The following is a 22,950-nucleotide window of genomic DNA, read 5'->3' as shown; positions in this document are numbered from 1 at the left end:
GCGCGAGACAACAGGATTTTGTCCCCTTTTCGTTTTGCTGCCACTCAGCCATTCGCTCAAAAAGAAAGGGCCGGTTAAAACCGGCCCCTCCAAAATCATTCGATCCGTTATCAATTTGCCGGCGGTGCGGCAGGTGCGGCCGGAGCCGTGGATGGAGCACCGTTGATGTCGTTGAAATAACGGAAGAAGGTCGAGTCGGGAGACAGGACCAGCGTAGTGCCGGTTCCAGACAGCGCGCTGGAATAGGCCGCCATGGAACGATAGAACTCGAAGAAGCTCGGGTCGCGCTGGAAAGCTTCGCCGAAGACCCGGTTACGCTCCGCATCGCCTTCACCGCGCAGGACTTCGGACTGACGCTGGGCGTCGGATTCGAATTCCACGACCTGACGGTCGGCAATAGCGCGACGACGCTGTGCCGCCTCGTTACCGCGGGCGCGGATCAGTTCGGCTTCGGCCAGACGTTCCGACTTCATACGCTCGAAGGTCTGCTGCGAGACTTCCTGCGTGAGATCGGTGCGGCGGATACGAACATCCACGATGCTGACGCCAAGCGATTCCGCATCGGGACGCAGATCGTCACGTACTTCCTGCATCATCGATGCGCGCGCATCCGAAAGCGCCGATTCGAAGCCGCGAAGACCGTAGACCCGGCGCAACGACGCGTCGAGACGAGTGCGTAGACGCGATTCCGCCGACATCTGGTCACCGGAGACCGTCTGCCGGAAGCGGCGGGCATCCGTGATGCGATAGACCACGAAGGCATCAACCTCGTAGAACTTGCCGCCGGAAACCTGAACACGGATGTTGTCGTGATCGAAGCGCAGCGCCCGGTTCTCGATATATTGCACCCGATCGGCATCCATGAAGGCAAAGGGCAGCTTGAAATAGAGGCCCGGCGCCGTTTTCACGTCCTGGATCTGACCGAAGCGCACAACGATGGCCTGCTGGCGCTCGGTGACGACGAAGATCGACGAATAGGCCAGGAAAAGCACGGCGGCGAGACCGACGAGAACGGCCGTAAGACGGTTGCTCATATCAGTTGCCTCCCTGCTGTGCCGCGCCCGGATTGCCGCGCATGATCTCGTTCAGAGGCAGATAAGGCACCACACCCTGTTTTTCGTCGATGATGACCTTGTTGGAACCCTTGAGGACCTGTTCCATCGTTTCCAGGAACATGCGCTGGCGGGTCACGTCAGGTGCCGTGCGATATTGATCGTAGATGGAAATGAAGCGCTGTGCCTCACCCTCTGCCTCGTTGACGACACGAGATTTGTAGGCGTTCGCCTCTTCGATGATCTGCGCTGCCTGACCACGTGCGGCACCCAGCTTCTGGTTGGCGTACTGGTTGGCTTCCTGCACGAAGCGGTCCTCGTCCTGCTCGGCACGCTGCACTTCATCGAAGGCGTCGGCCACTTCGCGCGGCGGCGCCGCGTCTTCGATGGCGACAGCATTGATGGAGATGCCGGCCCCGTATCCGTCCATGGTGGACTGGATGATGGTGCGCACATCCGCCGCGATCGCCTGACGGTTATCACGGAAAATGTCCTGTGCGGGACGACGGCCGACGATTTCGCGCATCGCGCTTTCGGAAACCTGCTGCAAGGTCTCAGCCGGGCTGTCGACGTTGAACAGGTAGGATTTCGGATCGGAAACCGTATAGAGCACCGAGAACTGCACGTTGACGATATTCTGGTCACCGGTCAGCATCACGCCGTTCGCGGAAGAAGACGAAGCGCGCGAACCGATATTCTGCTGCTGTTCGGTCACCTTGACGATTTCAACCGTCTCGATCGGCCACAGATGGAAATGCAGGCCGGGCATCGAAATCTCATCCTTCGGACGCCCGAAACGCAGCTCCACGCCGCGCTCGTCCGGCTGGACGGTGTAGATGGACTGAATGCCGAGGAAAACCAGAACGACGAGAGCGACGATCGCAATCGCGCCGCCATTAAACCCGCCCGGCAGGACATTCTTGAAGCGGTCCTGGCTGCGCCGGATGATCTCTTCCAGATCGGGCGGGCCGCCATTGCCGCCGCCACCGCCGCGAGGCCGGTTAGGTCCCTGCCCCCATGGGCCGCCACCGCCGCCCTGGTTGTTTCCGCCACCACCGCCGCCGCCCCAAGGGCCGCCGCCGCCATTCTGATTGCTCCAGGGCATCAATACCTCTTTATAAAAGCCTCTCCCGATCCCGTTCGAAAGCGATTGCTCGCGTGCGGCGGGAATATGGACCCGTTATAAGAAGGAGAAGCGTGCGTTTCAACGCAGAGGTGGTAACTAAATACCCAATCAGGGTAAATAGTTCACTTTGACGCGGCTCTGCGCAAATAAGTGGTGAACAGAACCGGATAATTGTCCTTTTCCCCGGCGGGAACGGCATTTTCCTCGATTTTTTCAAACACGGCGGGATCGATTTCCGGAAAAAAAGTGTCGCCATCAAGCTTTACGGCCACATGGGTGACGGAAAGTTGATCGGCAAACGGCATGGCCTGACGGTAGATTTCCCCGCCACCGGCCACGAAAACCTCGTCCACGCCCAGTTCCGCAGCCTTGCTTTTGCCAAGCGCGAGGGCATATTCAAGCGACGACACGACATCCACGCCATCGGGCCTGTAATCGGCATTGCGGCTGACGATGATGTGCGGCCGGCCCGGCAAAGGACGCTCGCCCACCGAGAGAAATGTCTTCCTGCCCATGATGAGCGGTTTGCCCATCGTCATCGCCTTGAAGCGCTTGAGGTCAGTGGAAAGCTTCCAAGGCATATCGAGGTCGCGGCCGATAACGCCGTTTTCCGACACCGCGACGATGATGGTGATGCGCGGCTCGCTCATACCGCGATCGGTGCCTTGATGGTTGAATCCGCCTCGTAGTTTTCCAGCGTAAAGTCTTCGAACTTAAAGGAGAAGAGATCTCGCACATCCGGGTTGAGGCGCATCGTCGGCAGGGCCTTGGGGGTCCGCGTCATCTGCAATTTCGCCTGCTCGAAATGGTTGGCGTAGATATGCGCGTCACCAAGCGTATGGACGAAATCGCCGGGCTTCAGCCCCGTGACCTGCGCCACCATCAGCGTCAGAAGTGCGTAGGAAGCAATATTGAAAGGCACGCCGAGGAAAATATCGGCCGAGCGCTGGTAAAGCTGGCAGGACAGCTTTCCATCCGAAACATAGAACTGGAACAGGCAATGGCAGGGCGGCAGCGCCATCTCGTCCACCAGCGCCGGGTTCCAGGCCGAAACGATGTGGCGGCGGGAATTGGGATTGGTTTTGAGGGCCTCGATCAAAAGCGCGATCTGGTCGATGTGGCGGCCGTCGGGCGCCGGCCAGGAACGCCACTGTGCTCCGTAAACCGGACCCAGATCACCATTTTCATCGGCCCATTCGTCCCATATGGAAACGCCGTTTTCCTTGAGATAGGCGATATTGGTATCGCCCTTCAGGAACCACAGGAGTTCATGGATGATCGAGCGCAGATGCAGCTTCTTGGTGGTGAGAACCGGAAAACCTTCCGCAAGATCGAAACGCATCTGATAACCGAAGACCGAACGCGTACCCGTGCCGGTGCGATCTCCGCGGTCGGAGCCGGTGTCCATCACATGCCGGAGAAGATCGAGATATTGTTTCATGTGTTCTGCCGCCGATTCCCTGATATCAAGGGCATATAATAACACAGGGCGACAGAACCAATCACCAGCGGGTCGCTTATCCCCGCGAAAAAATCAGAGCGACTGGAGTTTGCCCAGTTCCTTGGCAACCAGATAATAAAAGGTCACACGCGACTTGGAGCGGTCTGCGGCCATGGCCTTGGCAGTTGCATCGATCGCCTTGTCGGCGCTCTCATCGGTCACGCCAAGCTTCTTGCCGCACCAGTTCGCCTTCACACGTGCAAGCTCTTCCGGATCGGAAGCGGACACCAGCGATGAATCCCGGTTGCGCAGGGCAATGCCGAGATGTTTGACGATCTTGCCGACAATCGCTTCGTCGGCTGCTGCGTCGTATTTCTTCACATCTGCGAGATAGTCAGTCATGTCCACTCCTTCGTGTGTCCCCGGCCCGGTGTTGCTTGTGGTGACCGGTTGTAGGGAGAATGTGTCAGCAATCCCTCGTCGTCAAGAATTGTCTAAATTGTGGGCGGCAAACACGAAATCTTTTCATGGAATTGTCATCGGCCCCTTTTCTCGGCCAAGGGAAACGCCTATATGAACCTTGCCGGGGCAACCCGGCTATGGCGATAAACGGTCGGTGTAATAAACCTATTGGACCCGGGGGCGGTACCCGGCGCCTCCACCAAAAACCGGCGGCTTTTGAAGATGAAGGCCGGCTTTTGATGGGGGCGAAATAGGATCGACAAGGGCGTAAAGATCGAACTTTTGCTCGGCATGATACCGCCGTTATCGGGTCACAAGTGTAGTTGCAAATGACAACAACGCTAAGGAATACGCTCTCGCTGCCTAATGGCGGTGCGGGAATTCCGCTCTAAAGTCCTCACGGTTAGCCCCGTGAGGCGGGGTTCGGAGGTACCTGGCAACAGAAACCTCCACCTTCTCCATTTTGCCTGAATTGGTTATATGATAGCTGACTTGCACACAGCATCGGCTTTTCCGTTGCTGCCGTTCAGGACATTGCGTATACTTGGGTAATGCGTAGCCGCCAGGATCGAAATTGATACCGGCTTGCGGATTACGCAAAGATTCAAAGTGTTACAGCGTCCTTGGCGCACTTGGTGCGCAGCGCTTTAAAAGACGTTCGAATAAGGGAAAGACAGGACCGCATGGGGCAGGATCATATCCGTTACGACATTCTCGCACAGGATGCCCTTCGCGGCGTTATTCGCAAAGTTTTGGGTGAAGTGGCCGCAACCGGCCGCCTGCCCGGCGACCATCATTTCTTTATAACATTTCTGACCGGCGCGCCCGGTGTGCGGATTTCGCAGCACCTCAAGTCCAAATATGCCGAGCAGATGACCATCGTCATCCAGCATCAGTTCTGGGACCTGAAAGTGACGGAGATCGGCTTTGAAATCGGCCTGTCCTTCTCGGATACGCCGGAAAAGCTGGTTGTTCCCTATAACGCCATCAGAGGTTTCTACGATCCTTCCGTCAATTTCGAGCTTGAGTTCGATGTGCCCCTGGCAGACGAGGAAGAGCTGGAAGAGGCCGAAATCACAGCCTATCCCGTTTCCCATGAGGCAAAGCCGGCTACAACGTCCGAGACGCCCAAGTCCGGTGAGGAAAAGAAGGAAGGCTCCGTCGTTTCTCTGGATGCCTTCCGCAAGAAGCAATAACGGCTTTTTGCCCGATCGCGCGAAGCTCAAGGAGACATATCCGCATGGCCGCCGATATCGTCAATCTGCGTCAGTTCCGGAAGCAGAAAGCCCGTAGCGAAAAAGAAAAACAGGCGGATCAGAACCGCCTGTTTTTCGGTCGCACCAAGTCGGAAAAAAACCTCACATCGGCCCTTAACGAAAAAGCCGAAAAGGCACTCGATCAGGGGCGGCTTGAAAGGGACGATGACAGGACCGACAGGGATTGAAGAGCCGGCCTGCCCGGCAAGCTTTCGGAAGACCGGAAAAAACACCGCTAAACAGAGGCTTGCAGGCACGACATGATTCAGATTCCCAACCGGACCAGCCGGAGAGATTGATCTGATGATCCGCAAGCACTCCACTACATTGCACGGCCACCGCACCAGCATTTCACTCGAGGATGCCTTCTGGGACGAGCTTAAAATCATCGCCGAAAAGCGCAAGATCAGTTTCGCCGCCCTGCTTGCGGAAATAGACGACAACCGGCCAGCCGACAGCAATCTGTCCTCATCCCTTCGGGTCCATGTACTGAATTGGCTGAAGAGCAAGTGAGCTTGCTGCAAGGTGGCATCGAAAGATGACACTGCAGCGGCGCGCATATGCGCCGGCTCATATCCAGCCATTCTCCGACTACAAACATTCTTGCCGAAAACTCATAATGTCGTGAAAGCATTCATTAAACATTAGCGCGCTAATTTGTACTGCAAGGCGCTTCAGTACTGCGTAGCCTTGCTTCCAGATTTGTATTTCAAGCTTTTCCTTTTCATCCGCACGCCACGAGGCGACCCATGGTTTCCGCCGCTTCGGGAACGAGCATCGCTGTTTCCGTCCTCTCCTCTTCATCCACCTCGTCTTCAAGCGTTGCCGAACTGAAATCGCAGATTGCCGAAAAGCAGTCAGAACTCGCCCAGACCTCCGAAGCGAAAGCACAGGAAGAACTGAAGAGTACTATTGCATCACTGCAAGCGCAGCTCGAGGCACTCGAAAACAGCTCCGACAAATCGGCTTCCTCAAGCAACAGCGCGGACAAGCCCAGCCTGTCGGGGGAAAGCAGCAGGATCGGCACCAAAAATTTTGATGCCGACACGCCCTTCGGCGAGCGTGAAGCCTGGATTTAACAGGCTAACGGATAATTTTGGCAAAGTGGTCGAAGCGGCAGCTGTCCGGACCGCGTCAAAATTCGCCCTGAGACACGGGCTCTAACCTCTCCCCAAAACGCGCCGTCGTCGCCGCAAACTTACGGATTGGCCGGAGCGTTTTCGGGCGCCAGTTGCCTGATCGCATCTTCCGTTGGAGGCACCGTCAGAGCCGGCGTTGATTGCCGCTCGGGAACAGGTTGCTGCTGCTGCTGCTGCTGTTGCTGCAACCGCTCCTGCTGTTCCTTTTCCTGCCGCAGACGCTCCTCTGCCGCCGCCTTAAGGCGCGCCTCCTCTTCGGCCTTGGCCTTGGCTTCCGCCTCCACCCGTTCCTTTTCAGCCTGACGTTCAGCCGCCTGAGAACGATAAAGCGCCGTTTCACGACGCAGGCGCTGCTTTTCGAGAACGCTGGCCTGCATGGCCTCGACGCGACGGCGTTCCTTTTCGAAAGCCCGGAGTGACAGATAATTGCCGAGCGCCGAAACATCGGTCGTCAAAGCCGGTGCGGCGAGCGGACCGTTATAGTTGAGACGCAGCGACGGTTCGGCGCCAGCAACCGCTTCGGTGCCGGGATTGAAGATAAGATCGAGATCGCCATTCACGGTCGATGCTGCAATATCGACCGTCGCATCTCCGGTAAGCGTCACCGGATCGATCCCGGCGCGCAAATTCTGGAAGTGCAGCGCGCCGCCATTCAGGGAGAATGGCAGGGCTACGTTGCCGAGCGGTATTTCGCCCTGCCACAGGCTCTGATCCACCAGCGGCCGAACCTTTGGCGCGTCGATCGGCTGCTGCAAGCCTTCAGCCGCCTGCAGGATCGGCGGAAAGGCGCCGGGATTAAGCCCTTTGAGCACAAGCCCGCTGGCGCGCACTTCCCCCGAGCCACCTGCCGATTTCAAAATTTCACCAACGCTTTTGCCCGTCGATTCGGCGGTCAGATCGATCGCCACCCGGCCCGTCGCGACCGGGCCGTCGGCATTCGCCCACAATATCGACTCGGGATTGGCGTCGTTCACCGCAATCTTGGTGCGGAAAATCCCCGCTCCCTCGCCTGTGGACATGGCAATCCGCCCGGTCAGCTTTCCGCCCATGAAGGTGCCGGCGATATCATCAAGCGCGAGATTGCCATCATCATGCGTGACCTTGGTCGACAGACCCGTGACCGTACCGAAGGGACCGGCCTCGAGACTTTCCGCTTTCAGCGACAGCGAGGCCTTGAGTTGCGGGAAAGCCGGCATGGCCAGCGGCTTGGCGTTGAGCGTGCCCGTCTCCGGGTCGATCACCGGTCCGTAGATCGCATCTCCGAGCCAGGCAAGATCGACGGTCCGAAGGGCAAGATCACCGGTGACGGAATGGGGGGCCGCGCGCTGGAACGCCAGACTGCCCGAGAAAGGGTTGCCGCCCGCCTGGCCGCCGAGGGCCGAAAACGCAATCTTCTGCGCATCCACCGCCATTTTTCCGTTCGCCTTCAGCGCCATGCCACCACCAAGCTGCGGCAGGCCAACCGCGTTCATGATGAGATAGGGCTCGATATCAGCGCTTTCGAGCGCCAGATCCGCACTACCCTCGCCGAAATTGGCGGCGGCAACGGCAAAGGACCCGATCATCGAGAAATGCGTGCGCTCCGTCGAGAAACGGATATCGGTCTGGACGGGAGAACCGAGCGTGCCGTTGAGCTTGACGGAAAGCAGCCCTTCCCCGTCGGCATCGAACGGCAGGGGATCAAGCCCTGCCTGCCCAAACAGAATCGCCGTCGACTGGTTTTTCAAAACCCCTTCCAGCGACATCGCCGTATCGTCGGTGATGGACAGGAAATCCGGCATCTTGGCCACGGCCGACAGACGGCTGCCGTTGACTGTGCCGGAAACGGCGACATTGGCGCCGCCATTTTCGCTGTTGACCGAAACATCCATGGCAAGGTCGGAATTGGCGTACCACGGAGAACTCGCCGCCAGACGGCTGAGGAACGGATGACCAGGCAATTTCTGCTGCAGCATGGCGAAGAACGGCTGCATATCTGTCGCATGCAGGTTCACCGTGCCCTTGCCCGCATATTTCAGCAACGACCCCTGCAACTGCCCTTTCGCCTTGACTTCGGCACCGGCGATATCGCCAGCCGTCATCTTTTCAAGCGAGAGAACGCCGCCCGCCATGGTGAAGGCGGTTTCCACATGATTTGCAGTCACACCGGCCATATTGAACCGGTCGGCCTTGAACTTGGCGTCGATGCGATGGTCGAGAACAGAACTTCCGACCTGATCGCCGAGCGCCAGGCTGCCAAGCGCCTTCAGGGCGTCGAGATCGATCTCGTTACCGGCAAGATCGATCGAAAGATTGGAGGCCTTGCCGTCAGAGCGCCGTTCGAGCTTTCCCTTCAGAGAGGCGTCGCCAATGGCAAGCTCGAGATTGTCGAAACGCTGGTTCAGCGTCGTCAACGAGACGTCGGCGGAAAAACCGGCGGCATTGAGCTGGCGGATCGCCGGATCGACAGAACCGGAAAGCCAGTTTGCCAGCCCGGATGGCTGGTTGGAGGCAACGAGCAGATTGCCGTTGAAAGCGGGACCATCCAGCAGCGTCAGGGAACCTTTGGCTTCCAGCTGCGTCCTGCCGGGCAGCGTTGCCACGGCGTTAACCACCTGCCAGCCGCTGCCATCAGGGCGCACGTCCAGCCGGATGTCACGAATTGTCGTGTCGTCGGAAACCAGCGCCGGTAGGCTGATACTGGCCTTGCCCGGGACCGGCGGAACCGGAATGCGGGCGACCATGGCGGCAAATGCCTCGATGCGCTGGCGCACGGAGGCGGTGGGCTGGCGCGAGGTCTTGCCGGTCTGCACGACGGGCGGTGCGAAGCGATTGACGTCGATCTGCTGGCCATCCGCCGTCAGCAGGAATTCCGGCTTGGCCCCGGTATCCAGCGTTGCCTCGCCGGTCACGACGTAAGGATTTTCGTTGCCACCGAGCTCCATGCGGTAGCTCGGTATGCGCACGCTTTCATTCGTCAGTTCGAAGCTGCCGCGGGTGCGCGGCGACGAGAACAGCGATTGCCCGGCCTGCTGCTTCTGTTTTTGGTCTTCACGGAAACTGAAGGCGAAGGAACCGCTATAGGCGGGCTTTCCCGCAGTCGCGGCAATCGCACCGTCCAGATCGACCTCGACCGGATGTTCATCCGGCACCACGCGAATCCGCAGGCCCATGCGCCCATTGGCGTAATCCGGCTCGCTGCTCGACAGCGAGAACGAGCCTGGATGCCCGTCAACGGCAGCACGCCCTTCCGCCTTCCATGGTCCGGCCAGCGAATTGGCGGACATGTCGGCGTTAAGACCCGTCACAACACGGTTGCGGCCGGATTGCTCGTCGATGAATTCGATCTGCCCGCCTTCGATCTGCACACTTTCCAGAACCACGGTGCGGGCTGGAATTTCCGCCCGGCTGCCGCGCATCCAGTCCAGAGTGCCGTCTTTCAAAAGCCGGATCTTGGCCTTGGGTTCCTCGATGCGCATGTCGAAGATACGCGCTTCACCGGAAAGGAAAGGCGCAAGCTCGGCATCCATGGAAAAACGCGCCACCTGAATGAGCGGCGATCCGTCCGCATCCGTTCCTGCGCGCACGTCATGCAGCGTCACCGAAGGGAAAGGGAGAAGCCGGGCTTCGACGCGACCGTGCACCACCACCTTCTTGCCCAGAATGCGGCTTGCCTGATCTTCGAAATCGCGGCGGAAATCCGTCCAGTCAACGAAATAGGGAATGAGCAGCGCTGAAAACAGCACCACGGCCAGCAGTCCGCCCAGAAAAACCAGAATACGCCCGAGCACTGAACTGCTTCTCCCTTCGCGAACGCTGCAAACCTATTCTTATTTGCCTTAACGGCAAGCAGCCTTTTGTACCAATCAATTGTGAGAATGATCAGACAAGACGGAACAGTTTGCCTGGATTGAAGATGTTATCGGGGTCGAGAGACGTTTTGATGGCGCGCATCACATTCAGCGCATTTCCCGCTTCTTCGGCCAGAAAACTCATCTTGCCCTGGCCGATGCCGTGTTCTCCAGTGCAGGTGCCGTCCATGGCGATAGCCCGGCGATTGAGACGCGCAACGAAAGCTTCGGTTTTGGCGACACTTTCGGCATCCTTGCCGTCGAACAGGATAAGCACATGGAAATTGCCGTCGCCGGCATGACCGACGATCGGCGCCAGAAAGCCGTTTTCCTTGATATCCCGTTGCGTTTCCACCACGCAGTCCGCCAGCCGCGAAATCGGCACGCAGACATCGGTGGACAAACCGTCGAGATGCGGCGCGAGCGCCCGCGAGGCCCAATAAGCGTCATGTCGGGCCTTCCACAGCTTGTTGCGCTCGGCCGCATCGCTGGTCCAGCGGAAATCGACGCTACCGCATTCCGCCGCGATCTCTGCAAATTGCTGCGATTGAAGGGCCGCCGTCTCTTCGGTGCCGTGGAACTCCACGAACAGCGTCGGTTTTTCCGCGTAGTTCAGGCCGGAATAGGCATTGCAGGCCCGCACCTGCACTTCATCAAGCAGTTCGATGCGCGCAACCGGAACACCCATCTGGATCGTCATGATAACGGCGTCACAGGCCGCCTGAATACTGTCGAAGGTGCAGACGCCACCGGCGATCTTTTCCGGGATGCCCTGCAACCGCAGCGTAACCGAGGTCAGAACCCCAAGCGTGCCCTCGGCGCCGACGAAAAGCCGCGTCAGATCGTAACCGGCCGACGACTTGCGGGCGCGGCGAGCAGTGCGGATTTCCTCACCATTGGCAACAACGGCGGTAACGGCCAGCACATTGTCCTTCATTGTGCCGTAACGCACGGCATTGGTGCCGGAGGCCCGCGTCGAGGCCATGCCGCCGATAGAGGCATTGGCACCCGGATCGATCGGAAAGAACAGGCCGGTATCACGCAGATAGACGTTAAGGTCCTCGCGCGTCACACCCGGCTCCACCGTCACGTCAAGATCTTCGGCGTTTACCTCAATGATGCGATTCATCCGGCTGAAATCGATGCATATTCCGCCATCAGGCGCATTGACCTGCCCTTCCAGTGAAGAGCCAGTTCCGAAGGGAATGACCGGCACCTTATACTGCGCACAAGCCTTCACCACAGCTTTCACATCATCTGCGTTTTCGGCAAAGACGACACCATCAGGCGCCTGCAAGGTCAGATAGGTGGTGGTATGGCCATGCTGCTCGCGAAACGCCTGCCCAGTCTGGAGCTTGTCACCCAGCTGCTGCTTCAGCGCTGCAAGCACCGACGCGATGCCTTCCTCGTTGCGTTTTCCCGCGACCACATCTTTCAGCGCCATCGTCCATCTCCACCGCAAGATACCGCCGTAACGGACTCGATCCGTTACGAAATTCCGTTGCGTGGTATGGGATAAGGTTAAGGCTTTGTCCAGCATCGCGATTGCGCGGGACACACTTGGCGAGGACCGTTTATTCCGCCGCAAGCAGCTGCTTGTCCTCCTCCAGCGCCTTCCGACGCGCGGCAAGTTCCAGTTCGCGGTGGAGGCGGATTTCCTCATCGGCTTGCGGTTTGGCGAAACGGGCAATCAGCAGGTAGGAGACCGGGGTGATGTAAAGCGTCACCAGCGTCGCAAAACCCAGACCGCCAACGATGACCCAGCCGAGCGCGATGCGTGCTTCCGCCCCTGCTCCCTGTGCCAGCACCAGCGGCACGCCGCCCAAAATGGTCGCGATCATTGTCATCATCACCGGGCGCAGGCGGATGCTGGTGGCTTTTTCGATGGCCTCGCGCACGGTGGCGCCCTGGTCACGCAGATGGTTGGCGAATTCCACGATGAGGATACCGTTCTTCGCCATCACGCCCACCAGAAGCACAAGGCCGATCTGGCTATAAACGTTGAGGCTCGATCCGGTGACGAGCAGCGCGATGACGGCGCAGGCAAGACCGAGCGGCACCGTCGACATGATGATGATCGAACTCAGGACACTTTCGAACTGCGCGGCCAGGACCAGGAAGATGATGGCGATGGCGAAACCGAAGGTCAGCAGCATGCCGCTCGAATTCTCCTCAAGCGTCGCCGCCTCGCCGAGCGGCAGAAGGCGGGCGCCGGGCGGCAGGAGGGATTGTGAGAGCTCGTTCACCTTTTCCAAAGCCTGACCGAGCGAAACGCCGTCCTTGAGATTGGCGGTAAAGCCGACGGAGGGAAGCTGCTGCTCGCGGTTCAGCTGCGGCGCCACCGCATTTTCCTTCAGGGTGGCAATGACCGATATCGGCACGATCTTGCCGTCACCCGTTTTCAGGAAGACGTTTTCCAGATCGGTCGGGTCGTTGATCGGCCGGGTGGAGGACAGCAGCCGGACCGGGATTGCATCCCCATCCACGAAGACGTCGACAACCGAACGTCCTTCCAGCAGCGATTGCATGGCGCGTGACAGGCCGGTGATATCAATGCCGAGATCGGAGGCGCGCTCACGGTCGATGGAGACGGATAGCTGCGCCTGGTTGGGCTCGTTGTCCAAACGCGGCGTTTCGAACAGGCCGCTTTCCTCCATGGAAAGCAGTAGTTTCTGCGTTGCAGCCGTCAGTGCCTGATAGTTGCTGCCGACCATTGCCATCTGCAGGCCGTTGCCCGCACCGCGAATGCGCAGGCTGTTCGGCTGCATGGCGTTACCGCGCAGCGCCGGCACCTTGTTGGCGGCAGCGGTAACATCGGCGGCAATCTGGTTCTGCGTGCGGTCGCGATCAGCCCACGGCGCCAGCGTCAGCACCAGAAAACCGGTGTTGGAGGAACCGTTCATACCGGTGATGGAGTAAATATTGCGGATTTCGCCACTGTCGCGCAGCGGCTGGAGATTTTCCTCGATCCGCTGCAACTGGTCGCGCGTATAGTCGAGGCTGACACCCTGCGGCGCCGTCACACGCATCATCACCGAGGCGCGGTCCTCGCGCGGCGTCAGTTCGTTCTGGATCATGCCGAAGGCAATCCAAGACAGGCCCGAAAAGACGAGCGCAACGATGATGACGATGAGCGGGTTGTTGAGGCAGGCGGAAAGCGTCTTCTTGTAGGTGGAGGCAAAGACATTGCCGAACCACGCCAGCGGTCCCGTGGGTTCCTTCAATCCGTCTTTCAGCATCCGCGAAGCGAGCATCGGACAAAGCGTCAGGGCCACGATGGAGGAAAGACCGACAGCGAAGGCGAGAACGAAACCGAATTCACGGAAAAGGCCACCCAGCTGGCCCGGCAGGAAGGAGAGCGGAATGAACACTGCGGCAAGCGTCGCCGTCGTCGCAATCACCGCGAAGAACACTTCCTGCGTACCGAGAACAGCGGCAGCGCGCGGCCCCATGCCCTCCGCACGGCGGCGCACGATATTTTCCAGCACCACGATCGCATCATCGACCACCAGACCCGTCGCCAGAACGATGGCGAGCAGCGTAAGGATGTTGATCGAGAATCCGACCATGTAGATGGCGATGATCGTGCCGATCAAAGCCACCGGCATGGTGATCGCCGGAATGAGGGTTGCCCGCCAGTCACGCAGGAACAGGTAGAGCACCACAACCACGATGAGCGCGGAAAGACCAAGCGCCAGTTCCACCTCGTGCAACGCGCCTTCAATGAAGACGGCGTCGTCACTGGTCACCACGATGCGCGTACCCTGCGGCAGGTTGGCCGACATGGCCTCGACGGCAGCCTTCACGCCGGTGGAGATATTGAGCGTATTGGACTGCGCCTGCCGGATGACGCCGAGACCCACGCCCTGCACACCATTGGACCGCAGCGAGGTGGATTCGTCATCCGCACCCAGCATCACGGTTGCCACATCGCGCAGGCGGATATTGTCCTTGATCAGAAGGTTGGAAAAATCCTCAGGCTTCGTGAGGCTCGCGGTCGCGCGCACGACGATGTCCTGCGTCGAACTTTTCAGCGATCCCGCCGGCACATCAAGCGCGGCACTGGCCAGCGCGGTGGAAATATCCGTCACCGTCAGACCACGGCTGGCAAGTGCGGCCTGATTGAGATCGACGCGGAAGACTTTTTCCTGATCGCCGTAAAGCTCCACATCCGCCACGCCATCGACGGCGGCAAGGCGGTCGATGACTTCGTCATCCACCAGCTTGGTCAGATCTTCCATGCTGAGCGTGGACGAAGTGACGGCAAGACGCATGATCGGCTGGCTGTCGGAATCCGCCTTGATGATCTGCGGCTCGTCAGCATCATCAGGCAACTGGTTGGTTACGCGGCCAATGGCATCGCGCACATCATTTGCGGCGACGGCCATATCGACATTGTCGCCGAATTCCATCGTTACGCGGCTGGTGCCGAATTGCGAATTGGAGGAGATGGATTTGACGCCACTGACGCGCGCAACAGCTCCCTCGATGGTCTGCGTCACTTCCTGATCGATGGTTTCGGGCGCCGCGCCTTCATAGGTTGTCCTGACGCTGATGGACGGCCGGTCCACATCCGGCAACTCGCGCACCTCAACGCCAACCAGCGCGGCAAGGCCGGCAACCACAAGCAACGTATTGAGAACCGCTGCCAGAATGGGCCGGCGAACGAACAGTGCGGTGAAGGCGAGCTTGGAATCCTGACCCGAAGGCGACTGAGTCGTCATTGGCTAGCAACCTCCTCGGGCTTCGGCTGGCTTGCGACACGGACGGCACCACCTTCCCGCACCCGCTGCAATCCTTCGGTCACGACCTGATCGCCTTCCGCCAGTTCCGCTTTCACGAGAACGGCGTCGGGGTTACGCTGCACGATCTGCACACGCACCTTGGCCGATTTATTGTCGGTCACGCGCCAGACATAGGAACCTTCGGCATCCCACTGCACGGCCAGCGGATCGACGGAGGCATAGGTCTCTCCGGCAAAACGCATGGTAACGCCGAAGGACATACCGGCCCGAAGCTCATCCTTGTCGTTAGCAAACCGTGCCCGGATGCGGATGGTACGGCTTGCGGCGTCGACACGGTTGTCGACGGCCTCGACCTCACCCTTGAACGTCTCGCCGGGGCGTGAAATCGAGGTGGCCTCTACAGGCATTCCGACGGTAATTGCAGTGACGAACCGTTCCGGCGCCCAGAAATTGACCAGAATTTGAGAACGGTCATCAATGCCGACGATCGTTGATTGCGTGGTGACATTGTCGCCGATATTGGCGGCCACGATCCCGACAACACCCTCAATCGGTGCGACGATGTCGCGGCGCCTGAGGTTCAGCTCGGCGGTGCTCAGTGCAAGCTTGGCGGCTTCCTCGGCAATCTGCGCATCCAGCACATCAAGGCGGGATACGGATTTCAGGTTACTGTAGGAACTCGATTTTTCGACGGCGCTGCGTAGCGCAACCTGCGCCTTGTCCCGCTCGATCACCTGCTCCTCGTCATCGAGCCGCGCGAGCACCTGCCCCTTTACGACGCGGGCGCCGGATGAAATGCGGATTTCCGAAAGCGTGCCTGATGTCTGCGGCATGACGACGACCGACTGGATGGCCTCGCCACTGCCGATGGCGTTCAGCCTGTCATTGACCGTGCCCTGCTTGACCGGGGCCATCGCCACCAGGGTCGCATTGCCATCGCGGCGTGCGGCGCCGGCATTTTGGCCGGATGACGAACCGGGTGTTCTGGCACCGGATGCGGCAACCTCGACCGCGCCAACAGGTGTTTTGCCGATGCCGATACCCGCGAGCAGATTCCGCGCTTCGGGTGAATAAAGCCCCCAAAGACAGAGTCCTGCTCCCGCCACAGCAAGACAGACACCCACCTGTTTCCACACCCGCATACAATTCTCCGATTATCCGCACAGCATAAACCCGCCCCGAAAAGAGCTTTTCGGAACGGTAGAAGTATTCCCGCATGCCTTAACGAAGGCAACGCACAAATCCGTTCCTTACATAATTGTAATTTGTGATGAATTGTCGTCGAAAGCGCACTGACGGCCATTTCTGTCGCAAACATTCGCCAATCCGGTAATCTGCAGCTGAAATAGCCATGACCGGAGGAATGCATGAGCACCGTAACGAAAGCCGAAAATCCTGAAGCAAACCCGCGCGTCAAGGCTGTGTTCGACGATATCCGCACAACGCGGAAATCGGATTTCATCAACAATATGTGGCTCTACCTCGCCTTCGACCCCGATCTTCTGGAAAAGACCTGGGCCGAGGTCAAGGCGGTGATGGCCACACCTTCAGCGCTCGATCCGCTGGTGAAGGAAATGCTTTATATCGCCGTTTCCGTCACCAATGGCTGCTCCTACTGCGCCCACTCCCATACCGCGGCTGCAAAAGCCAAGGGCATGACGGGCGAACAGCATGCCGATCTCATGCGGGTCATCGCCGTTGCCGCCAAGGCCAACCAACTGGCCGTGGCGCTGCAATTGCCGGTGGACGCGGCTTTTGATGCCGACAGGCGGGCCTGAGACGAAAAAACGTCTTGGAATAGGCGTTTTGACGGATGATACCGGAATAAAAGCAGAACACGGTTCTAGCCTTTATATCCCGAATCACTACATTGGGCCGCATGAGCAACAGTTTTGACGATATGCCGTTCTTCGACGAAGAACCTGAGGCGCCGCGCAAGGCGACGAACAATGCCGATGCAGGCAACGCCGGCGGGCTTGGCATTGCCGCGCGCGCCATGGCGGCACGCGATCAGGCCCGGCCCACGCCCGACTATCTGTCCGGTCTTAACCCGGAACAGCGCGAAGCCGTGGAGACACTGGACGGCGCGGTTCTGGTGCTTGCGGGCGCCGGCACCGGCAAGACCCGCGTTCTCACCACCCGCATCGCCCATATTCTGGCGACCGGACGCGCCTATCCCAGCCAGATTCTGGCCGTGACCTTCACCAACAAGGCCGCGCGCGAGATGAAGGAACGTATTGGCGTTCTGGTCGGCGGCGCGGTTGAGGGCATGCCCTGGCTCGGCACCTTCCACTCCATCGGTGTCAAGCTCTTGCGTCGCCATGCCGAACTCATCGGCCTGAAGTCTGATTTCACCATTCTCGACACCGACGATGTGGTGCGGCTGATCAAACAGCTTATCCAGGCCGAAGGTCTTGATGACAAGCGCTGGCCGGCCAAACAATTCGCCGGCATGATTGACGGCTGGAAGAACAAGGGGCTGACGCCGCCGGATATTCCCGAGGGCGATTCCCGCGCCTTTGCCAATGGCAAGGGCCGCGAACTTTACACGGCCTATCAGAACCGGCTGAAAACGCTGAACGCCTGCGATTTCGGCGATCTTCTGCTGCACCCCATCAGCATCTTCCGTCGCAATCCCGATATTCTGAAGGAGTACCACCAGAAATTCCGCTACATTCTGGTGGACGAGTATCAGGACACCAATACGGCGCAATATATGTGGCTCAGGCTTCTTGCCCAGCGCCCCAAAGGCGAGCCGCAAAACGTCTGCTGCGTCGGCGACGACGACCAGTCGATCTATGGCTGGCGCGGCGCCGAAGTGGACAACATCCTGCGCTTCGACAAGGATTTTCCCGGTGCCAAGGTCATCAAGCTGGAGCGCAACTACCGCTCCACCGAGCATATTCTCGGCACCGCCGGCCATCTGATCGCCCATAATGAAGGGCGTCTCGGCAAGACCCTGTTCACCGAGCGCAGCAGCCCCGACGATGAGAAGGTCGTGGTGCATGCGGCCTGGGATTCCGAAGAGGAAGCCCGCGCCGTCGGTGAAGAAATCGAGCAGCTTCAGCGCAAGAACCACAAGCTGAACGACATGGCCATTCTCGTTCGCGCCTCCTTCCAGATGCGCGAGTTCGAAGACCGTTTCGTCACGCTTGGCCTCAATTACCGCGTCATCGGCGGTCCGCGCTTCTACGAGCGTCTCGAAATCCGCGATGCCATGGCCTATTTTCGCCTTGTCTGCCAGCCGGCCGACGATCTGGCCTTCGAGCGCATTGTCAACACCCCCAAGCGCGGCCTGGGCGACACGACCATCCGCAATCTGCATGATTACGCCCGCGCGCGCGACATTCCGATGCTGGCGGCAGCGACCGACATCATCGAGACCGACGAGCTGAAACCGAAAGCGCGCAAGGCGCTGTTCGACGTGGTGCAGGATTTCCGCCGCTGGCAGGGGCTTCTGGAAAACACCGAACACACCACGCTTGCCGAGCAGATCCTGGACGAAAGCGGCTATACTGCCATGTGGCAGGCCGACAAGACGGCGGAAGCGCCCGGCCGACTGGAAAACCTGAAGGAACTCATCCGCTCGATGGAGGCCTTCGAGAGCCTGCGCGGTTTCCTCGAGCATGTCGCGCTCGTCATGGATGCCGAGCAGAACGAAAATCTCGATGCCGTCTCCATCATGACGCTGCATTCCGCCAAGGGGCTGGAATTCGACACCGTCTTCCTTCCCGGTTGGGAAGAAGGTCTGTTCCCGCACCAGCGGGCGCTGGACGAAGGCGGCCGCTCCGGTCTGGAGGAAGAACGTCGTCTAGCCTATGTCGGCATCACCCGCGCCAAGAAGCTATGCCATATCTGGTTCGTATCGAACCGGCGTATCCATGGTCTGTGGCAATCCACCCTGCCCTCGCGTTTTCTCGATGAACTGCCGCCAGCGCACGTGGATGTCGCGGCATCCGACAGCAATTACGGTGGTTACGGCGGACGCGGCGGTTATGGCCAGTCCCGTTTCGACAAGGCGGAGCCCTTCGCCAACAACTACTCCACCCCCGGCTGGAAACGTGCCCAGGCCAACAAGTCCGACGCGACCCGCGATAACTGGGGCACACGCTCCGGCCATGCGGTCGAGCGGATTGGTTATGGCGAAAGCGGGCCCCGCGCCCGCACGATCGACGGCGAACTGGTGGCCAAATCGGTTGCCGACACACCGTCGAAATTCGTGGTCGGAGACCGCGTTTTCCATATCAAATTCGGCAATGGCAACATCTCCGCCATCGAGGGTAACAAATTGACCATCGATTTTGACCGCGCCGGACAAAAGCGTGTGCTGGATGGATTTGTGGAAAAGGTTTGATTCGGCAACTATGAGTGCATGAACGCAGCTTTTTCCGTAGCCCGCGTCACGCCGTTGCAATAAAGGAGTTGCAACAGGGTGCAGAAACCGGGCGAGGACTGCTTTGCATATTTTACCGAAAAGCGGGCGCAAGCTTGCCGTTTTCCTGATCAATATGGACAGCGCCACCAAGCGCCTCGAGGACATGAACGCACGCCTCGACGCCATCGGCATGACGGCAGAGCGGGTCCCGGGCGTCAATGGCCGTGAACTGAATTATCCTATCCCGGAATTCAGCGAGCTTTCCTACATGCTCATGCATGGCCGCCGCACCTCGCCGCCGGAAATCGGCTGCTATCTCAGCCATGTCGCCTGTGCCAACAGGTTCATAAGCAGCGATGCCGATATCGCGCTCATTCTTGAAGACGATGTCGTCTTCGAAAAGGATTTCCTGGAAGCGATCGACGAGGCGATAGTGAACGGGAGCGACTGGGATCTGCTTCGGCTGACCACGGTCAGCAACGGTCGTAAGTTTCCGTTCCGCAAGCTCGTTGGCGGGCGCTCACTCGCAATTGCGTTGACGCGGGAAAAGGGTTCGGGCGCATATCTCGTCAACCGCCGCGCCGGCAAATGGATCTCGAAGCTGATCCCCATGCGGCTTGCCTACGATATTGCCTTCGACCTGGAATATCTCGCTGGCCTGAAGGCAGCCTTCATTTACCCACTCTGCGCCACGCAGGATGCGGACGGGGAAAGCCAGATCCAGAACAATCTGCGGATATACCGTCTGCCCCGCTGGCGCTACTTCACCGTGCTGCCCTACCGCGCTTTTCTGGAAACCAGCCGTTTCCTCATGCGCAGCCTCCGGTTTGCCGTTGCCAAGCTGACCGTTGCGCCGGAGCGCGGCAAGGGCAAGACCGTTCCCACCGGCAATTGACTGCGCTGGCCTACACTTCGCCGGGCGTGAACCCAACCAGATAGACCGCCGCGATCACAGCTGCGAGAGTGAAAATCGAAATGACGAAAATCGTCATCCGGTTCAAGGGTTTGCGCGTCGTTTTCTTCATGGTGGAATAATGCGAAGCGCGCGTACTGGTTCCCTACGGATTGCCAGCTTTTGCCTGCGGTAACCTGTAAGACAGGTAATCCCGCATCTGCTCCATTGCCTCGTCGCGCGTCAAACCACCGGACTGCAATCCTGAGCGCAACCAGAGGCCGTCGATAAGCGAAGTGATCCCAAGCGCGACAGTTGCGCAGTCTTGCCTCGGCACGAGATGCACCAAAGCCGACAAAAGATTGGAGCGCATCCGCGCATGGATCACTTTCTGAATCCTGGCGAGCTGCGGCTCGCGCGGAACCTCGGCGCAAAGCGACAGCCAGGCGTGGCAGATCGAGGGCTGAAAGAAGCTCTCGTCGAAATTCGCCTCGATAATCGCATCGAGCCGTTCACGCGGACTGACCGCCCGATTGAGGCGCGCCACCACGGCCTCCTTCAGCTTCACATTGGCTTCACGCATCGCGTGCTCGAACAGTTCCTGCTTGTTGGCGAAATAATGCAGCACGATGCCTTTCGAGGCGCCTGCCTGTGCCGCCACCCTTTCAAGCGTGGCACCCGCCATTCCCTCACGCTGAAGAACTTCGAATGCAGCCCGCCTCAGCTCCGCCCGGCGAATATCGCTTATCTTGGTCAGTCGCATCTTTGTCTCCTTGCGTGAGCAATATTGACAAATTTTCCGTAAAGATCAATTATTGTCCCACCGGTCAATCTAATGACCCAATAGACAAAAAAGGTGGAACAATGAAAAAATGGGCATGTGTTTTTTCGGCCGCGATGGTTTTGACGACCGTCGGCACTTCCGCGCTCGCATCGGATGCTGAAACTTGCAAGGTTGTGCGACTAGCCGAACCCGGCTGGAACGATCTTGCTTTCACTACCGGCATCGCCATGTCGCTGTTGAAATCACTGGGATATGAGCCGCAAAGCCAGCTTCTTGGGATCGACGTCATCTACACGAGCCTGAAGAGCAAGGATCTCGACGTCTTTCTGGGCTATTGGAACCCGGCAATGGTGAACTACTACAAGCCTTACAAGGAAGACGGATCGGTCGAAAAAGTCCGAACCAATCTTTTAGGCGCCAAATACACTTTCGCGGTTCCGACCTACGTTTGGGATGCCGGCGTCAGGGATTTCTCCGACCTGCAAAAATTCGCGGACAAGTTCGACAGCAAGCTCTACGGCATCGAACCGGGCTCCAACCAATTGATGCTGGATGCCGTCAACGATCCGGCACTGGGACTGCACAATTGGGAAGTGGTCGAATCCAGCGAACAGGGCATGCTTTCGCAGGTAACCCGTTTCGCCCGCAACAAGTCCTTCATTGTTTTCCAGGGGTGGGCGCCGCACCCGATGAACAGCAAATTCGACATCAAGTACCTGACGGGCGGCGATAAATTTTACGGGCCCGACTTCGGCGCTGCCACAGTCGATACGCAGGTACGCAAAGGCTACCTGCAGGAATGCCCGAATGTGGCGAAGCTGCTCGACAATCTCGCATTCGACGTGGAGTACGAGAACAAGGGCATGGACTATATCATGAACGGTGGAATGTCCCCGGAAGACGCGGCAAGACAGGCGATCAAGGATGAGCCGCAACGACTGGACGCCTGGCTGAAGGGCGTATCGACGTTCGACGGGCAGGATGGTCTCACTGCCGTGAAGGCGGGGATCGGCCTGTGACGGCAATATTGCAGGATGATTGGGAGAAGCGGAAGCAATATGTAGAATTGCCCCGCGGTCGCCAGCTGGCTTTCATCGACACCGGCGGTCCGGGCCCAGTCCTGCTGATGCTGCATGGTTTTTCGGACACCAGCCGCAGCTTCTCCATGCTTGAGCCGTTTTTCAGCGAATACAGGCTCATCGTCCCTGACCTGCCCGGACACGGGGTTTCCTCGGCGGGACAGAGCCTCCATGTCGCTGATTTCGCCGAAACGGTCGATCGGTTTCTGACGCTCCTGGGTATTTCACGGCTGTTTCTGCTCGGCCACTCCATGGGTGCGATGACCACTATCGAACTTGCCGCCCGGCGAGGCGACACGATCCGGGCTCTTGCCCTAATCTCGGCAACGCTTGAGCCGGATTTTGGCGCGGAAAGCCAGTTGACCAGAGATATTCTCGCACTTCGGGACCCGATCGGACCCAATAGCGGCTTTCTGCGCGGCTGGTATTCGTGCAGTCAGCCAGTCGACGATGATTTTTTGTCGAAAATGAAACAGGATGCCGCCAACATGCCGGCTGCCATCTGGCATGGCGTCGTTGAGCGCTTTGCGGATACAAACCTGCATCACAGCGCGTCCAGAATAAAAAAACCGGTACTGTGCCTCGCCGGTTTCGAAGACCCCCTTTTCGGCGCGTCGCATCGTCGAAAATTGGCCGCCGCCTTTCCCGATGCTCAAACCGTTACGCTCGATGGGCATGGCCACAATCCGCATTGGGAAAACCCGAAGGGCGTATCCACGCTGATCGTCGATTTTTTCGCAGATGTTATGTCAGACTGCGCTAAGTAAGA

The 22,950-nt window shown here is 58.9% G+C and carries 19 protein-coding genes and 1 other RNA gene; 10 read left to right on the top strand and 10 right to left on the bottom strand.

Annotation, left to right across the window (positions count from 1 at the left end):
* Positions 1 to 110: 110 nt before the first annotated feature.
* The 5 genes from hflC to ASD46_RS18160 form a co-directional block, all read right to left on the bottom strand.
* Entirely contained in the window at positions 111 to 1,034 is a 924-nt protein-coding gene (gene hflC, locus ASD46_RS18180) for a protease modulator HflC (RefSeq protein WP_003513118.1), read from the bottom strand.
* A gap of 1 nt (position 1,035) precedes the next feature.
* Positions 1,036 to 2,157 carry an FtsH protease activity modulator HflK gene (gene hflK / locus ASD46_RS18175; protein WP_003513120.1) on the bottom strand — a complete coding sequence of 374 codons (1,122 nt, stop codon included), beginning with the start codon at positions 2,155 to 2,157 and terminating at the stop codon, positions 1,036 to 1,038.
* Between the two features lie 143 nt (positions 2,158 to 2,300).
* Positions 2,301 to 2,828: a dihydrofolate reductase gene (locus ASD46_RS18170; protein WP_025594005.1), complete on the bottom strand. Its 528-nt coding sequence runs from the start codon at positions 2,826 to 2,828 to the stop codon at positions 2,301 to 2,303.
* The gene (locus ASD46_RS18165; RefSeq protein WP_013636479.1) at positions 2,825 to 3,619 is read right to left on the bottom strand and encodes a thymidylate synthase; all 795 of its coding nucleotides are present in this window, start codon (positions 3,617 to 3,619) and stop codon (positions 2,825 to 2,827) included. The genes ASD46_RS18170 and ASD46_RS18165 overlap by 4 nt, the downstream gene beginning before the upstream one ends.
* 93 nt (positions 3,620 to 3,712) lie before the next feature.
* Positions 3,713 to 4,021 (bottom strand): DUF2853 family protein, encoded by a 309-nt coding sequence (locus ASD46_RS18160; protein ID WP_025594008.1) that lies wholly within the window; start codon positions 4,019 to 4,021, stop codon positions 3,713 to 3,715.
* Positions 4,022 to 4,162: 141 nt separating this feature from the next.
* Between ASD46_RS18160 and ssrA the strand changes: the two genes are divergently transcribed.
* The 5 genes from ssrA to ASD46_RS18135 all read left to right on the top strand — a co-directional run bounded on the left by ssrA (position 4,163) and on the right by ASD46_RS18135 (position 6,416).
* Positions 4,163 to 4,535, top strand: a transfer-messenger RNA (tmRNA) gene (ssrA, locus tag ASD46_RS18155).
* 229 nt (positions 4,536 to 4,764) lie between these two features.
* Positions 4,765 to 5,277 (top strand): SspB family protein, encoded by a 513-nt coding sequence (locus ASD46_RS18150; protein WP_003513127.1) that lies wholly within the window; start codon positions 4,765 to 4,767, stop codon positions 5,275 to 5,277.
* A gap of 44 nt (positions 5,278 to 5,321) precedes the next feature.
* Complete coding sequence (locus ASD46_RS26630; RefSeq protein ID WP_025594009.1) at positions 5,322 to 5,525, top strand: DUF4169 family protein; 204 nt, start codon at positions 5,322 to 5,324, stop codon at positions 5,523 to 5,525.
* A 115-nt stretch (positions 5,526 to 5,640) separates the two neighbouring features.
* On the top strand, positions 5,641 to 5,850 hold the full coding sequence (locus ASD46_RS18140) for a ribbon-helix-helix domain-containing protein (RefSeq protein ID WP_013636481.1): 210 nt from the start codon (positions 5,641 to 5,643) through the stop codon (positions 5,848 to 5,850).
* Positions 5,851 to 6,086: 236 nt separating this feature from the next.
* Positions 6,087 to 6,416, top strand: coding sequence for a hypothetical protein (locus tag ASD46_RS18135; RefSeq protein WP_013636482.1), 330 nt, complete (start codon positions 6,087 to 6,089; stop codon positions 6,414 to 6,416).
* A 119-nt stretch (positions 6,417 to 6,535) separates the two neighbouring features.
* On the opposite strand, the gene ASD46_RS18130 is transcribed toward ASD46_RS18135, so the two are convergent.
* The 4 genes from ASD46_RS18130 to ASD46_RS18115 all read right to left on the bottom strand — a co-directional run bounded on the left by ASD46_RS18130 (position 6,536) and on the right by ASD46_RS18115 (position 16,193).
* Positions 6,536 to 10,246, bottom strand: coding sequence for an AsmA-like C-terminal region-containing protein (locus ASD46_RS18130; protein WP_060642553.1), 3,711 nt, complete (start codon positions 10,244 to 10,246; stop codon positions 6,536 to 6,538).
* A gap of 91 nt (positions 10,247 to 10,337) precedes the next feature.
* Positions 10,338 to 11,750, bottom strand: a complete 1,413-nt coding sequence (locus ASD46_RS18125) for an FAD-binding oxidoreductase (protein ID WP_013636484.1) — start codon at positions 11,748 to 11,750, stop codon at positions 10,338 to 10,340.
* Positions 11,751 to 11,880: 130 nt separating this feature from the next.
* Complete coding sequence (locus tag ASD46_RS18120; protein WP_013636485.1) at positions 11,881 to 15,030, bottom strand: efflux RND transporter permease subunit; 3,150 nt, start codon at positions 15,028 to 15,030, stop codon at positions 11,881 to 11,883.
* The gene (locus ASD46_RS18115) at positions 15,027 to 16,193 is read right to left on the bottom strand and encodes an efflux RND transporter periplasmic adaptor subunit (protein ID WP_013636486.1); all 1,167 of its coding nucleotides are present in this window, start codon (positions 16,191 to 16,193) and stop codon (positions 15,027 to 15,029) included. Before ASD46_RS18115 ends, ASD46_RS18120 begins: the two co-directional genes overlap by 4 nt.
* A gap of 225 nt (positions 16,194 to 16,418) precedes the next feature.
* Between ASD46_RS18115 and ASD46_RS18110 the strand changes: the two genes are divergently transcribed.
* The 3 genes from ASD46_RS18110 to ASD46_RS18100 all read left to right on the top strand — a co-directional run bounded on the left by ASD46_RS18110 (position 16,419) and on the right by ASD46_RS18100 (position 20,321).
* Entirely contained in the window at positions 16,419 to 16,829 is a 411-nt protein-coding gene (locus tag ASD46_RS18110) for a carboxymuconolactone decarboxylase family protein (protein WP_060642552.1), read from the top strand.
* A gap of 101 nt (positions 16,830 to 16,930) precedes the next feature.
* On the top strand, positions 16,931 to 19,405 hold the full coding sequence (locus ASD46_RS18105; protein WP_025594016.1) for an ATP-dependent helicase: 2,475 nt from the start codon (positions 16,931 to 16,933) through the stop codon (positions 19,403 to 19,405).
* Positions 19,406 to 19,508: 103 nt separating this feature from the next.
* The gene (locus ASD46_RS18100; RefSeq protein ID WP_025594018.1) at positions 19,509 to 20,321 is read left to right on the top strand and encodes a glycosyltransferase family 25 protein; all 813 of its coding nucleotides are present in this window, start codon (positions 19,509 to 19,511) and stop codon (positions 20,319 to 20,321) included.
* Positions 20,322 to 20,484: 163 nt separating this feature from the next.
* Here the strand turns inward: ASD46_RS18100 and betI are convergent, their stop codons facing one another.
* Positions 20,485 to 21,081: a choline-responsive transcriptional repressor BetI gene (gene betI / locus ASD46_RS18095; protein WP_013636490.1), complete on the bottom strand. Its 597-nt coding sequence runs from the start codon at positions 21,079 to 21,081 to the stop codon at positions 20,485 to 20,487.
* Positions 21,082 to 21,182: 101 nt separating this feature from the next.
* Here betI and ASD46_RS18090 point away from each other — a divergent pair, with 101 nt between their 5' ends.
* The gene (locus ASD46_RS18090) at positions 21,183 to 22,121 is read left to right on the top strand and encodes a choline ABC transporter substrate-binding protein (protein ID WP_025594019.1); all 939 of its coding nucleotides are present in this window, start codon (positions 21,183 to 21,185) and stop codon (positions 22,119 to 22,121) included.
* Positions 22,118 to 22,948, top strand: coding sequence for an alpha/beta fold hydrolase (locus ASD46_RS18085; protein ID WP_025594021.1), 831 nt, complete (start codon positions 22,118 to 22,120; stop codon positions 22,946 to 22,948). The genes ASD46_RS18090 and ASD46_RS18085 overlap by 4 nt, the downstream gene beginning before the upstream one ends.
* Positions 22,949 to 22,950: the final 2 nt, after the last annotated feature.

The sequence above is a fragment of the Rhizobium sp. Root491 genome (assembly GCF_001427205.1).
GTDB classification, from domain to species: domain Bacteria; phylum Pseudomonadota; class Alphaproteobacteria; order Rhizobiales; family Rhizobiaceae; genus Agrobacterium; species Agrobacterium tumefaciens.
The sequence above is the reverse complement of the archived record's forward strand: the minus strand, read 5'-3'. Positions and strand labels throughout refer to the sequence as shown.